Consider the following 14,032-nt stretch of genomic DNA (forward strand, 5'->3'; position numbering starts at 1 on the left):
ACATAAAACTAATCAAATTTAGACCTGAACAACAGCTTGCTGAAAAAAGAAGAATTCTTATAGAGGAATTAGGAAGATTAAAGAGAAATATGGAAATGAAGATTTTTAAAGATATTTCAAAACTAAAAGAAGTAAAAGCCAAACTGCTTCTCCTTTCTCCTTATGCCCAATTAGATAGAGGTTATATGATTGCAAGAAAACTGCCGGAATTGTCAGTTGTCAAAGGTGTTGAAGATGTTGAGAAAGGCAACAGAATCAATCTTTTGGCTAAAGGAGGTGAAATTGACTGCACCATCGATGAAGTAACAAAGAAAGAAAGGGAAAAATAATTATCTGTAAATTTCTAAAAAAAATTTCCCATTTGTGCTATGATATAGAAACTGGAGTTTAAAAATGAAAAAAGGAAGTTTCGAAGAATCCTTCAAAAAACTTGAAGAAATAGTGAAAAAGCTTGAAGAGGGGAATATTACACTTGAAGAATCTGTAAAGCTTTTTGAAGAAGGGATAAAGCTGAACAAAGAATGCAATGCAAAATTGGAAGAAGCAGAAAAGAAGATAGAAATTTTAACAAAAGATATGGAAGGGAAACTATCAACCAAGCCCTTTGACGAAGAGGAAATAGAAGAAATTGAAGAAGATGATGAAGATGAAGCCCCCTTTTAAAAAACTGCCTTCATTCATTTACACTCCCAAATGCATATCCTTCAAAAGAGTCAAATTTTGTTGTACGATATATATACAATGGAAATTGAAAAATACATAAAAGCACGAAAGAAACTCATCAACGAAGAGTTGGACAGACTTCTTCCCAATCCGACTACTTATCCGCAGTCTATCAAAAAGTCTATGAGATACAGCACATTTGCCGGGGGAAAAAGATTAAGGCCTATTCTCTGTCTTGCAACCTGTGAATCGTTAGGAGGAAGTTTTAGAAAAGCTCTTCCCTTTGCCTGTGCAATAGAAATGATTCATACATACTCTCTAATCCACGATGACCTGCCGGCATTAGACAATGATGATTTTCGCAGAGGTATGCCTACAAATCACAAAAAATTTGGTGAATCAACAGCGATTCTGACAGGAGATGCCCTCTTGACATATGCATTTCAAATAATGACAGCGCCTGAAACAATAAAGAGAGTAGGTGCTGAAAAGGCAGTAAAAATTTCAAAGGATATAGCAGATAAAGCTGGAATATTCGGTATGATTGGAGGACAGGTTGCAGATATTGAATCTGAAAAGAAGAATATCAGCAAACAAAGGCTTCGATTCATTCACCTCAACAAGACAGCAGCTCTTATTACCGCATCAATAAGGACAGGGGCAATCGTTGCCGATTGTTCAAAAAAAGAGCTTGAAAAATTGACAAATTTCGGCGAAAAGATAGGTTTAGCCTTTCAAATTAAAGATGACATTCTTAATGTGGAAGGTTCAAAGGATTTGACGGGCAAAAGCGTTGGAAGCGATGCAGAAAAAGGGAAAGCAACATATCCTGCTTTGTATGGCCTTGAAAAATCAAAAAAGATTGCAAAAAAGTTAATCGAGGAATCTGATTCTATTATTGAATCTATGAATTTGAAATTCTCATATTTAAAAGATATTGCGCAAATGGTTCTATCGCGCAACAATTAGAGTTTAGAATAGCAAGGTTTTAAAATTAATGGCTAATATTTTAGACAAAATAAACACGCCTGCAGATATAAGAAAACTATCTGCCAAAGAGCTTAATCAGCTTGCTGATGAAATAAGAGAATTTATTATAGATGTAATTTCTCAGCGGGGAGGACATCTTGCGTCAAGTCTTGGGGCAGTTGAATTGACGATAGCGCTTCACACGGTTTTCAATACACCTTCGGATAAAATCATATGGGATGTTGGACATCAAACTTATCCTCACAAGATTTTAACAGGAAGAAAGGAAAAATTTAAAACCATCAGAACCTATGGGGGATTAAGCGGCTTTCCCCATCCCGAAGAAAGCGAATACGACCCATATATTGCAGGCCATGCAAGCACAGCTATTTCCATCGCTTTGGGCATCCATCAGGCAATAGAAAAAAAAGGCACAGGACAAAAGGTAGTGGCAGTCGTAGGCGATGGTTCACTAACCGGAGGCCTTTCATTTGAAGCCCTTAATCATGCTGGGCAACTGAAAAAGAATTTCACTGTCATACTGAATGACAACAAAATGTCTATTTCGCCTAATGTTGGTGCTCTGTCAGCTTATCTTTCAAAAATAACGACTGGCACAAAATATATGAAATTTAGAAAAGAGGTAGAGCTCTTCTTGAAAGCCATTCCTCGAATCGGTTCACAGGTTGCAAAAAAAGTTAAACAGATCGAGGAAGCCCTGAAAAGTCTTATTGTGCCGGGAATTCTTTTTGAAGAATTAGGTTTCAAATATGTAGGACCAATCGACGGCCATAACATACAACACCTCATAGAGACCCTCAAAAATGTCAAAGATATTCCAGCGCCGGTGTTGGTTCATGTAATTACCCAAAAAGGCAAAGGTTATCCTCATGCGGAAGACGATCCTTCCACTTTTCATGGCGCATCTCCCTTTGACATTGAAAGCGGTATATTCAACGGGAAAAAACCGAGAAAATCCTACACTCAGATATTCGCTGACACACTTCTCAAAATAGCAGAAAAGGATAAAAAAGTTGTTGCCATAACAGCGGCTATGGCAGAAGGGACAGGGCTTTGCCGTTTCAGGGAAAAGTTTCCAGACCGATTCTACGATGTTGGAATTGCTGAACAGCATGCAGTAACATTCGCTGCAGGTTTGGCTTCACAGGGAATGAAACCTGTTGTTGCCATCTATTCAACCTTTCTACAGCGTGCCTATGACCAAATAATTCATGATGTATGCATACTAAAAATGCCTGTCATCTTCGCTATCGACAGAGCAGGAATCGTTGGTGCTGACGGAGCGACTCATCAGGGCAGTTTTGACCTCTCATATCTCAGGATAATTCCTAATATGACGATTATGGCGCCAAAAGATGAAAACGAATTACAGCATATGCTATATAGTGCCTTTACAATAAACGGTCCAGTTGCCATTAGATATCCGAGAGGGATGTGTGAAGGGGTCGAAATGGATGAAGAATTCAAACACATTCCTTACGGAAAAGCAGAAATTCTTACACAGGGAAGAAATGCACTGATAATCGCTTGCGGCAATATGGTGCATAGAGCTCTTTGTGCAAGTGAAGCCTTGAAAAAAGAAGGGATAAAAACAACTGTCCTCAATGCGCGCTTTGTAAAACCCATTGATAAAGATACTATTCTGTCTCTTGCAGAAAAAATGCACAACATCGTGATTGTTGAGGAAAATGTCAAATCAGCAGGGCTTGGAAGCGCTGTTGAAGAGTTGTTGTTTGAAGCAGGAATCGAAAAAGTAAATCTTAAATTGATTGGCATCGAAGATGAATTCGTCGAACATGGCAGCCAAAAAGAGCTTCGAGAAAGATATGGCCTAACAGAAGAAGGAATAAGAAAAGCTGTAAAAGAATTGCTCAGTCATAACACTTTCTATCATAAATTTGTAAAGAGAAAAAAAGCTTAAGGGAGGATTAGATGGCTAAATCCAAAGTCGCTGTTTTAAAGACAACACCTGAAAGAGTAATCGAAGATTATGGCAAACTTCTTGAAATGGCAGATTTCGAAAACTTCCTCGACAAAGATAAGCCTGTAATCTTGAAAGAAAACATATCATGGCATTTTCTTTTTCCTGGCGCAAATACAACGCCTTGGCAGCTCGAAGGGTCAATAAAAAAATTAAAGGAGAAGGGCTATAATGATTTAATAGCTGTCTCTAATGAAACAGTGGTAACCAACGCCTTCAAAGGTGAAAAACTTAATAAATTTACACCTGTATTTGAAAAATACAATATTCCTGTTAAGTACAACTTTCTCCCGCAGGATATGAAATGGATAAGATACGAACCTAAATCAAAAATGCATGTTCTTCATAAAATTTATCCTAAAGGAATTTACCTTCCTGATTTTTTCTTCGATAAAAATATTCTCCACCTTCCAACAGTAAAAACACATATCTATACAACAACAACAGGTTCAATGAAGAATGCTTTCGGTGGATTATTAAATACACGCAGGCATTACACTCATAGTGAAATCCACAAGACTCTTGTTGATTTATTGAAAATTCAGAAGGAAATCCACTCAGGAATCTTTGCGGTAATGGATGGGACAACCTGTGGCAATGGTCCCGGCCCTCGTACAATGTATCCTGTTGAAAAGGATTTGATTCTTGCAAGCGGAGACTGTGTGGCAATCGATGCTGTTGCAAGCAAAATGATGGGATTTGATCCAATGAGTCTCGAATATATCAGAGTCGCTCATGAAGAGGGCTTGGGAACCGGAAGAATCGAAGAAATTGAAATTGTGGGAGAAGATATTTCAGGGCTCAACTTTGGTTTCTTCGTAGGCGACAATATGGCAAGCCGAGTAGGAGATGCGCTTTGGTTCAGCCCGCTGAAAGTATTTCAAAAGCTCTTTTTTCATACTCCTCTCGTATATCTCTTCGTATTTGGTTCATTCTTTTACCATGATTATCTTTGGTATCCAACCTTTGGAAAAAGTAGAGTCAATAAATGGCTCAATGAATCAAAGTGGGGCAAACTTTTTCAGCAGTATTAGTCAATCGCGCGGTATATCAATCATTCTTTTAAGGGCAATAAAGGCTTTTTTTCTTATCTCTTCCTCAACTTTTACAACAGGCGTCAAGGTTTCAAGAGAATTTAAAATATCAAGAAGGCGTGTCAGCTTCATATTGGGACAAATCATCAAATTATCAGCAGGAAGATAGAACCTTTTATCAGGATTTTCTTTTTTCATACGGAAGAGAATTCCCTGCTCTGTTCCTATTATAAATTCCTTTGAAGGATTTTCCTTGACAAATTTATACATTCCTGAGGTACTGCATATATGGTCTGCATGCCTGACAACCTCTGGTGGACATTCAGGATGGACCACTAAAAGTGCATTGGGATGTTCCTTTTTTGCCTTTATGACATCTTCCTCTTTCAGTAGGTGATGGGTAGGGCAAAATCCTTCCCAGGGAATAATTTTCTTTGAAGTATGTTTTGCAGTATTCATTGCAAGATTCTTATCAGGCACCATCAATACAACATCTTCCTTCACAGAATTGACCACATTCACAGCGTTTGCAGATGTACAGCAAATATCACTGACGGCTTTTACATCTGCCGAAGAATTTACATAGCAAACTGTAACCGCCTCTGGATATTTCGACTGCATCTTCTGCAATTCTTCTGCCGTAACCATATCTGCCATTGGACAGCCTGCTTCATAGCGCGGGAGAATGACTGTTTTTTGAGGAGAAAGGATACTGGCGCTTTCAGCCATAAAATGGACTCCGCAAAAGATGATAACATCAGCGTCACTCTTTGATGCTTCAATACTCAATCCAAGTGAATCGCCGCAAATATCGGCAATCTCTTGCACTTCATCTCTCTGATAGTTGTGAGCAAGGATGATGGCATTTCTTTCCTTCTTTAATTTTAAAATCCTTTCCTTCAGCTCTTCGTCGGAAAAGACATTGTCCATTTCTTTCATCCAAAAACTCCCTCTCCTTTTCAGATATATCTAATAAAAACCTGCATCAATATATTTCCATAAATCCCTGCTACAACATCATCGAGCATTACTCCAGTACCGCCTTTTATCCTTTCAACTGCTCTGCCCGGAAAAGGCTTTATAATATCCATAATCCTAAAAACAACAAACCCTACAATCAAATTCTTTAAACTAAAGGGGATCAGAAAAAGTGTTATCAACATCCCAACCACTTCATCAATAACAATCTCTGAACTATCTTTTCTTCCATAATATTCTTCTGCCTTTGTTGCTGCTATACTGCCAGCAACAAAAAGTACAGACACAATAGCAATGAAAAAGAATGGTGATAAATCATCAATAAAATAATATATTGCCAGCCCCCCAAGACTTCCAAATGTCCCGGGCACAATAGGGGCATATCCCAGATAAAAGAATGAAACAAATAAAATAATTAGTTTCTTCATTGAAGGGAATATACAAAATTATAAGAGTATCTGTCAAATATGCAAAAAAATGGATAAATGCAAATATTTCAGCAGATAACAACAGTTGAAACTATATGATTGATTTGACACACTTGTAAGTTTTATTATACTTTCAAGCCATAAGGTATAATAACTCCAAAGTCTTTTGTACAAAAGTATAATAAAAAATGGATATTGCTGAATTTAACGAAAATAAGCCCGGCAGGATTATAAAAGCTTTGCAAGGATATGAAGCTTTTGTTCCCAATCCACTGCCGCCTGATATTAAACTTAGCTGGAGTTTAGTAAAGGAGATTTCAGATGCCGAAAGAAATTTAAGCCGCCTTGAAAGCACCGTAAATTTTCTACCTAATCCAAAATTACTCATCAATCCCTTCGTCAGAAGGGAGGCTGTCCTTTCAAGCCAAATTGAAGGGACACAGGCATCTCTTTCTGACCTTTTCTATTTCGAGGCACTGAAAACCACGGAAAAGGATCTTCCAGATGTAAAAGAAGTATCCAATTATGCCTTTGCACTGGAGTCAATCTTCGAAGAAAAAAACAATACAGAATTAACTCTGGAATTTTTAAAAGAACTTCACAAAAAACTTTTCAGAAATACAAATAAAGGATTCAATAGTCCGGGAGAATTTAGAAAATCTCAAAATTGGATAGGTCCTAAGGGATGCACCTTAAATGAAGCCTTTTTCGTGCCTCCGCCTCCTGAAGAGATGAAGAATGCATTAAAGGAATTTGAAAAATATCTTATAACACCTTCACATCTGCCTGCGCTTATAAATATTGCTCTTATCCATTATCAATTTGAAACAATCCATCCCTTTAATGATGGCAACGGAAGGATAGGCAGAATTCTTACGGTAATGCTTCTTCATAAATACGGGTTGTTATCAAAACCGCTTCTTTATTTAAGCGCTTATTTTGAAAAAAACAGAAGTGAATATTACCGATTGCTTCTTGCAGTCAGCCAAAAGGGAGAATGGGAAAAGTGGATTAGATTTTTTCTCCGAGGCATTTCAGAGCAATCAAGAGATGTAGTTGAAAGGATAAACCTCCTTCTTTCTATTAGACAGCGGTATAGAAACAAGTTGCAGGCAGTCCGTTCTTCTGCTCTTTTGTTAAAACTCATCGATGACCTTTTTGCAAATCCTGCAATAACAGTCAGTCGAGTAGCTGAATCCTGCAACATTACACCGCGCGCCGCACAAAAAAATATCGACAAACTTTTAGCTGAAGGTATTTTAAAAGAAATTACAGGCAAAAAGAGAAATCGGGTCTATGTTGCTTCAGAAATAGTCAGAATAATCGGTGAAAATAAGTTATAAATCACAGAGAAGTTATTTCTTTAAATAAATCTTCCACTTGTCGCCTTAAATCATCGATTGTGCCGCTATTGTCAATTACGTAATCTGCCCGTTTGACTTTGTCATCAATAGGCATCTGGGAATTGATTCTATTTTCAGCATCTTCCTTCTTCATTCCTCTCAGCTGAATCAACCGTCGCATTTGCTCTTCTCTTGTTGAAGAAATGACAATAACCTTTTCTACTGTTTTATCCAACTCCGTTTCATAAAGAAGCGGGGCATCAAGAATAATAATATCATTGGGATGAGTCCGCTCCAATTCAGCTTTCTTTTCTCTTATTTTTTTAATTATTAAGGGATGTGTAAGAAGGTTGAGCTTGTTCAAGAGTATTTTATCCGAAAAGACCATTCTCCCCAACTCTTCCCTATTGAGACTGCCGTCAGGATTCAATATCCCTTCACCAAATGTTTTTGCGACAATCTTCAACAGAGGGCTATCCTTTGAAAGCAATTCTCTTGCAATCTCATCGGCATCGATAATGTGTGCTCCCAACTCACTTAATATTTTAGACGCTGTGCTTTTGCCGGTGCAGATACCACCTGTGAGCCCATAAAAGGGCATAGTTTATCAACCTCCATAAGTTTTTTCAGGATCAAACATCTTTTTGCCAACTTCTTCTACAGCACCATTTGATAAATTAATCTTTCTGTAAAAACAGGTCCTATAACCTGTATGGCAAGCGGCAACATTCTGTTTGACTTTGATCAATAGAGCATCTTTATCGCAGTCAAAATATACTTCTTTTACCTCTTGCGTATGACCCGATGATTCACCTTTCATCCAATACTGCTGCCTTGACCTGCTCCAAAAATGAGTCTTTCCCGTTTCAAGAGTCTTCTTTAAAGATGTTTCATTCATATAGGCGACCATAAGGACCTCATTGTTTTCAATATCCTGAATAATAGTTGGAATGAGCCCCTGACTATCATATTTCAATTCTTTCAAATCCATTTTATATCCTCGCGTTTACACCTTTCGATTTTAAATATTCTTTAACCTCTTTTATTGTATATTCTCCATAGTGAAATATTGAAGCGGCAAGTGCGGCGCTTGCCCCTCCAACCGTAAGCCCTTCATAGATATGTTCCAAAGTGCCCACTCCTCCAGAAGCAATAACAGGAATCCCCGTTTTATCAACGATTGACCGTGTAAGTTCGATATCAAACCCTTCCTTTGTGCCATCTCTGTCCATACTCGTCAACAGTATCTCACCTGCACCTAAATCTTCAGCCCTCTGCGCCCACTCAACAGCATCAATACCGGTTGGTGTGCGTCCCCCATGAATATAAACCTCCCATTCATCATCTTTTCCTTCTTTCCTCTTAGCATCTATGGCAACAACAATGCATTGAGAACCAAATCTTAAAGCTGACTCTTTTATTATCTCAGGTTTATTCACTGCCGCTGTGTTGATTGATACTTTATCAGCTCCTGCCTTTAATAAATCTCTTATATCTTCCACATTTCTAATACCACCTCCCACTGTAAGAGGCATAAAGACTTCACTTGCTGTTTTTCTTACAACATCAATCATTATAGGACGCTTTTCGTGAGAGGCAGTAATATCAAGAAATGTCAATTCATCTGCCCCCTGCTGGTCATAAATCTTTGCCTGCTCAACAGGGTCACCTGCATCTCTAATATTTACAAACTTTATTCCTTTTACTACTCTCCCTTCGCGCACATCAAGGCAGGGAATTATCCTTTTAGCTAACAATCTCTATTGCCTCCCTTAAATTTATCTTCCCTTCGTAGATAGCCTTTCCTATAATAACACCTTCAAGTTTCCCATTTTTCAACGAATTGAGTTTCTTTATATCTTCAAGAGTTGAGACTCCTCCTGAAGCCACAATAGGAATAGATGTAAGAGCAAGAATCTTCTCCATAAATGAAAGATTTGGACCTTTTAGCATGCCATCTTTTGATATATCTGTGCAAATGAATGCACAGGGATTAAATCTTTCCATTTCTTTTATGAAATCCTCAACATCCGTTGCACTGTCCTTTTCCCATCCCTCTACTGCAACCTTACCTTTCAAGGCATCAATGCCGACAACTACTCTTCCGGGAAAATCCTGACAAAGCTTTGCCAAAAGGTCTTTATCTTTATATGCGGCAGTGCCAAGTATGATCCTTTTCACTCCTAAATCAAGATAGAGCTTTGCTGTTTCATAATCTCTAATTCCTCCACCCACTTCAAGGGCGGCTTTGCCCTTCTTGATCAAAGTTTCAATAGTCTTCAAACTGCATGGTTTACCTGTGCGCGCACCGTCTAAATCAACAATATGAATAAGCTTCGCACCTGCTTCCTTGAAAGATTCAGCCACTTCGAAAGGGTCATTGGAATAAACCTTCTCCTTCGAAAAATCCCCTTGTATAAGGCGGACACACTTGCCATTCCTCAAATCTATTGCAGGAATTATCAGCATTTTTTTATCCATTTTCCAAAGTTTTCGAGTACCTTTAATCCTGCTCTTTGACTTTTCTCAGGATGAAACTGCGTTGCAACAATGTTATCCTTCCAAACACTCGATACAAACTCAACACCATAATCGGTCGTTGTCAACACAACTGATTCATCAGAGGGCTTGACATAGTAAGAGTGGACGAAATAAAAAAATTCTCCGTCTTTAATACCCTTTAGAATAGGAGATTTGCCTTTAATTTTTATGCGATTCCACCCCATATGGGGCACTTTAAGAGTTTCTCCTGTATCCTTATCCTTCATTTTCCTATCAAAGGCAATAACCTTTCCTTTGATAATATCAAAACCTTCTGTTAAGCCAAATTCTTCACTTGTTGAAAATAACACTTGAAGACCCAAACATATTCCAAGAAAAGGCTTCCCTGTTTTTATGAAAAACCTTATGGATTCTTCAAGCTCTAACCGTTTGAGATTATCCATACAATCTCTGAAAGCGCCTACGCCGGGCAAAACCAAGGCATCAGCAGTTTTAATTACAGAAGAATCACTTGTAAGGCAGGCGTCGAGTCCAACATATTCAAGTGCTTTTTGGACTGACCGGAGATTGCCCATACCGTAATCAACAACTGCAATCATAAATCAAGCACACCCTTAGTTGACGGGATAGAGGCATTTTTTCCCGAAATGGCACAAGCCCTTTTTAGCGCAACAGCAAGTGCTTTAAATATTGCTTCACAAATATGGTGTTGGTTTTTGCCGTATAAAAGAGAAATATGTATGGTAGTTGCTGAATGCACAGAAAAAGCGCGCAAAAATTCCTCGATCAAGGAATAGTCGAATCCCTCAAACCTCTTTTTTGGCATCTTCACATCATAGTAAAGATAAGGTCTTCCGCTAATGTCAATGACAACACGGGCAAGCGATTCATCCATAGGTATGAATGCCTCACCATACCGTTCAATGCCCTTCCTCTTGCCTAACGCTTTTCTGAATGCTTGTCCAATTACAATTCCTAAATCCTCAACAGTGTGATGGCAATCGACTTCTGTATCGCCTCTTCCCTGAATTCTCAAGGAAAAACCTCCATGCTTTGCAAAAAGCTCTAACATATGATTCATAAAAGGTATTCCTGTATCAATCTTGACAGCCCTCTTACCGTCAAGGTTGAGATTGACTTTAATCTTGGTTTCAGCGCTCTCTCTCTTGATATTCGATTTTCTTTCAGCAGACATATTATCAACCTCAGAATTTTTTTTAATCAATTTTTAAAATATCATAAATTGGCAATTAAGTATTCAAAAAAATGTCTATCGATTTCTATTTCTTGAAATATCCTTGCCATAAGAGTATTCATTAAATAGAATTCTATAACAGGTCAAAAGTTAAATAAACGAGGGAATAGGCAAAGTTATTATGACAAAAAATTTGAAAACTTTTTTGCTCAAAAGAGTCTTAGTACATATTGCTTTAATCGTCCTTCTAATTACATTCTTCCTCTATATAGTTAGCCAAATTTACACACTAAATATGGATGAGCTAAAAAAGGAATATACAAACCGACAGCTTCTCATAACCTTTCAATCGGCAAAGCAGATAAAAACTTATTTTGAAGATTTGAGCAGAGAATTCAGTCTTATCCATACAATTGTCAAGATGGGACAGATGGCTATAAAGAAAGATGCAGATTTAGTATTGGACACAGCATCCTATCTCGGAGAGGTGGAGAGGGAGGAAATTGATACCTATTTTGCCGCTGATGGGAACGGGATTTTAATTTGGAATTCTGAAAATAACAGCAAATTTGCAATCGAAATTCCAGCTAAAATCCTCAACACATTAAAAACAAACAAAAAATTGAATTACTTTCTCTTTAGAGGCTTGAAGGATAAAAATGGGAATATAAGTAGTGAAAAAATAATTTTTCTGAAGCCCTTTTTCGACAATCCAAAAAATCCCGAAAAATTGACGAGAATTGCAGGTGCTGTAATAAACCTGAAAAGTCTCTTTGATAAATTTGTAAAGCCAATAATGGCTGACAATGATATGTCAGCTTGGGTTATTTCTTCTGAAGGAATAATCCTTTATCTTCCAAGACACGAAAAGATGGTAAGCAACAGCATATTCAAAACAGATGAAAGCTGTTTCAAATGCCATAAAAATTTTAAAACGGAAAATAAAATTCTAACCAACAATCAGTTCAAGGGGTCCTATTTTATTAAAAGACGCTCAATGCTTGTATCATCATCAACCTCCGATAATCCCGGCTTATCCTTCAAAGTGGTTACAAGCACCCCTCTCGCTTCTGTGGCGAGACGCGCACGATTGAGCTATCTCTATATGATTATTCTTTCAGTATCAGTAATTCTTGCCTTAATAATTTCAGGAGGATACACAATCAGGGTAAACCGCAAAAGGGCGAACGCCCTTCGCGAAAAGCTCCGAGATCAGGAAGAAATCCTCTACTTGAAAGAATTCAATGAAAATATCATAAGGAATCTGCCTGTTGGAATAGTAGTCATTGATAAGGAAAGAAAAGTTCAGACAGTAAACAATGAAATTATAAGAATGGGAGAAAAGACAGGGCTCAACTGGTCATATGATATGCTGGGAAAAGATGTAGCAGAAACAATGCCTGAAAATTTAAGGGAATCTGCCATTTCAAACTACAATTATGTTTTAAAAGAAGGCAATCAGTATCTGAACCCAATGATTGTCTTTAAAGGCAGCAAAGGAAAGCTTTTGTGTTCTGTAAGAATAAGTCCTCTGAGGGATGCAAAAAACAATATCGTTGGTGCAATCATAATGCGTGAAGATATAACTGAACAGAAGCGCCTCGAAGCTGAAATAAAGGAAACGAAAGATTACTTGGAAAAAGTCTTTGAAGCATCTGTTGACGGTATCATAGTTACAGACGAAAAAGGATACATAAGAATGGCTAACGATGCTGTATGTAAAATGCTTGGATATGAAAAGGAAGAACTCATTGGGATGTATACAACCGAACTTTCCACGAAAGAATCTCAGCACATTCAGGACCAGCTGAACATATTGGAAACACTGAGGAAAGAGGGCAAAAGCGCCCCTACTGAAGTCACTTACAGGCGTAAGGACGGTACCTTTATCCCTATCGAGCAAAGCACAGCTTTTGTTTATGATGACAAAGGGAACCTTGTTGGCGCAGTGGCTGGAATGAGGGATCTCACAGAAAAAAAGAAAGCTGAAGAAAGACAAAAAGAACTTCAACAGCGACTCATTCATTCTGAAAAACTCGCCTCTATTGGCCGCCTTGCAGGAGGAATCGCCCACGAAATCAACAACCCTTTAAGCGGTGTTATAACAAATCTTGGGATGATAAAAGATATAGTTGTGCCTGATCCGGGAGAAATTCTCAAAGAATGCGAGCAGGCAAATGCCGGTGCGGAATGCACTAAAAAGATGGCAGAGTTCTATGAAAAATATCTCAAGCTTGAAAAAAAGAGACAGCGCCTTCTTGAAACTGCCTATAAGGGAGGAGATAGATGTAAAAAGATTATCCAAGACCTTCTCGTCTTTGCACGGCCATCGGCTAAACGAGAAGAAGAAGAAATAAATTTAAATACCTGCATCGAAGAAAGTCTCGAAATCATTCACAATCAGCTCATTTTGAACAATATAACTGTAAATAAAAAACTGAGTGAAGGATTAAAGCCCATAAAAGGAGTCAAAAAAGAGCTTGATCAAATTTTTCTCAATTTCTTTGTAAATGCCTTTCATGCTATGAAACCTGATGGAGGTGAATTGTCAATCGAAAGTTTCAATGACAACAGTAATGTAGTAGTGAAAGTTTCAGATACGGGCTGTGGAATGACTCCTGAAGTGATGAATAAAATCTTTGACCCCTTCTTTACCACAAAAGATGTGGGAAGCGGCACAGGTTTGGGACTTTCTATTGTCTATGAAATAATACAAAATCACAATGGTACAATCGATGTAAAAAGCAAAGTCAATGAAGGCACCACATTTACCCTAAAATTTCCTGTAGCACAGAAATAGCCAGCCAATTCAAGAAAAGATTTTTTATGTTTAAGAAGAGAATTTAGCTAAACAAAATATTTCATTCATAAAAGCGTTGAATAGAGGGTTTCAATTTTTGCTATATAGCTTTCTGCAC

Annotated in this window: 15 protein-coding genes; 7 read left to right on the forward strand and 8 right to left on the reverse strand. The window is 37.9% G+C overall.

The window, feature by feature from the left end; translation table 11 throughout:
* The first annotated feature begins 2 nt into the window (after nucleotides 1-2).
* From D6734_11405 to D6734_11425, 5 genes are all read left to right on the forward strand, one after another.
* Nucleotides 3-329, forward strand: a complete 327-nt coding sequence (locus tag D6734_11405; GenBank protein RMF92815.1) for a hypothetical protein — start codon at nucleotides 3-5, stop codon at nucleotides 327-329.
* A 64-nt stretch (nucleotides 330-393) separates the two neighbouring features.
* A complete protein-coding gene (locus D6734_11410; GenBank protein ID RMF92816.1) occupies nucleotides 394-663 on the forward strand; it encodes an exodeoxyribonuclease VII small subunit in 270 nt (89 codons plus the stop codon).
* A gap of 78 nt (nucleotides 664-741) precedes the next feature.
* Nucleotides 742-1,632 (forward strand): polyprenyl synthetase family protein, encoded by an 891-nt coding sequence (locus tag D6734_11415; GenBank protein ID RMF92817.1) that lies wholly within the window; start codon nucleotides 742-744, stop codon nucleotides 1,630-1,632.
* Nucleotides 1,633-1,660: 28 nt separating this feature from the next.
* The gene (dxs, locus tag D6734_11420; GenBank protein ID RMF92818.1) at nucleotides 1,661-3,574 is read left to right on the forward strand and encodes a 1-deoxy-D-xylulose-5-phosphate synthase; all 1,914 of its coding nucleotides are present in this window, start codon (nucleotides 1,661-1,663) and stop codon (nucleotides 3,572-3,574) included.
* An 11-nt stretch (nucleotides 3,575-3,585) separates the two neighbouring features.
* Entirely contained in the window at nucleotides 3,586-4,668 is a 1,083-nt protein-coding gene (locus tag D6734_11425; GenBank protein ID RMF92819.1) for a DUF362 domain-containing protein, read from the forward strand.
* On the opposite strand, the gene nadA is transcribed toward D6734_11425, so the two are convergent.
* Both nadA and D6734_11435 read right to left on the reverse strand, forming a co-directional pair.
* Entirely contained in the window at nucleotides 4,669-5,598 is a 930-nt protein-coding gene (nadA, locus tag D6734_11430; GenBank protein RMF92828.1) for a quinolinate synthase NadA, read from the reverse strand.
* A 29-nt stretch (nucleotides 5,599-5,627) separates the two neighbouring features.
* Nucleotides 5,628-6,074 carry a phosphatidylglycerophosphatase A gene (locus D6734_11435; protein ID RMF92820.1) on the reverse strand — a complete coding sequence of 149 codons (447 nt, stop codon included), beginning with the start codon at nucleotides 6,072-6,074 and terminating at the stop codon, nucleotides 5,628-5,630.
* 188 nt (nucleotides 6,075-6,262) lie between these two features.
* Here D6734_11435 and D6734_11440 point away from each other — a divergent pair, with 188 nt between their 5' ends.
* Nucleotides 6,263-7,417: a Fic family protein gene (locus D6734_11440; protein RMF92821.1), complete on the forward strand. Its 1,155-nt coding sequence runs from the start codon at nucleotides 6,263-6,265 to the stop codon at nucleotides 7,415-7,417.
* Nucleotide 7,418: 1 nt separating this feature from the next.
* On the opposite strand, the gene D6734_11445 is transcribed toward D6734_11440, so the two are convergent.
* From D6734_11445 to hisB, 6 genes are read right to left on the reverse strand one after another with little or no spacing between them, the layout of a single operon-like run.
* Nucleotides 7,419-8,018, reverse strand: coding sequence for a dephospho-CoA kinase (locus D6734_11445; protein RMF92822.1), 600 nt, complete (start codon nucleotides 8,016-8,018; stop codon nucleotides 7,419-7,421).
* Between the two features lie 6 nt (nucleotides 8,019-8,024).
* Nucleotides 8,025-8,408, reverse strand: coding sequence for a phosphoribosyl-AMP cyclohydrolase (hisI, locus tag D6734_11450; protein RMF92823.1), 384 nt, complete (start codon nucleotides 8,406-8,408; stop codon nucleotides 8,025-8,027).
* 1 nt (nucleotide 8,409) lies between these two features.
* Nucleotides 8,410-9,174, reverse strand: a complete 765-nt coding sequence (gene hisF, locus D6734_11455; protein ID RMF92824.1) for an imidazole glycerol phosphate synthase subunit HisF — start codon at nucleotides 9,172-9,174, stop codon at nucleotides 8,410-8,412.
* On the reverse strand, nucleotides 9,164-9,886 hold the full coding sequence (gene hisA / locus D6734_11460; protein RMF92829.1) for a 1-(5-phosphoribosyl)-5-[(5-phosphoribosylamino)methylideneamino]imidazole-4-carboxamide isomerase: 723 nt from the start codon (nucleotides 9,884-9,886) through the stop codon (nucleotides 9,164-9,166). Before hisA ends, hisF begins: the two co-directional genes overlap by 11 nt.
* Nucleotides 9,880-10,518, reverse strand: a complete 639-nt coding sequence (hisH, locus tag D6734_11465) for an imidazole glycerol phosphate synthase subunit HisH (protein RMF92825.1) — start codon at nucleotides 10,516-10,518, stop codon at nucleotides 9,880-9,882. Before hisH ends, hisA begins: the two co-directional genes overlap by 7 nt.
* A complete protein-coding gene (gene hisB, locus D6734_11470; protein ID RMF92826.1) occupies nucleotides 10,515-11,114 on the reverse strand; it encodes an imidazoleglycerol-phosphate dehydratase HisB in 600 nt (199 codons plus the stop codon). Before hisB ends, hisH begins: the two co-directional genes overlap by 4 nt.
* A 181-nt stretch (nucleotides 11,115-11,295) precedes the next feature.
* On the opposite strand from hisB, the gene D6734_11475 reads away from it, so the two are divergent.
* Nucleotides 11,296-13,914, forward strand: coding sequence for a PAS domain S-box protein (locus D6734_11475; protein RMF92827.1), 2,619 nt, complete (start codon nucleotides 11,296-11,298; stop codon nucleotides 13,912-13,914).
* The last annotated feature ends 118 nt before the right edge of the window (nucleotides 13,915-14,032 follow it).

The organism is Candidatus Schekmanbacteria bacterium (assembly GCA_003695725.1).
Taxonomy (GTDB): domain Bacteria; phylum Schekmanbacteria; class GWA2-38-11; order GWA2-38-11; family J061; genus J061.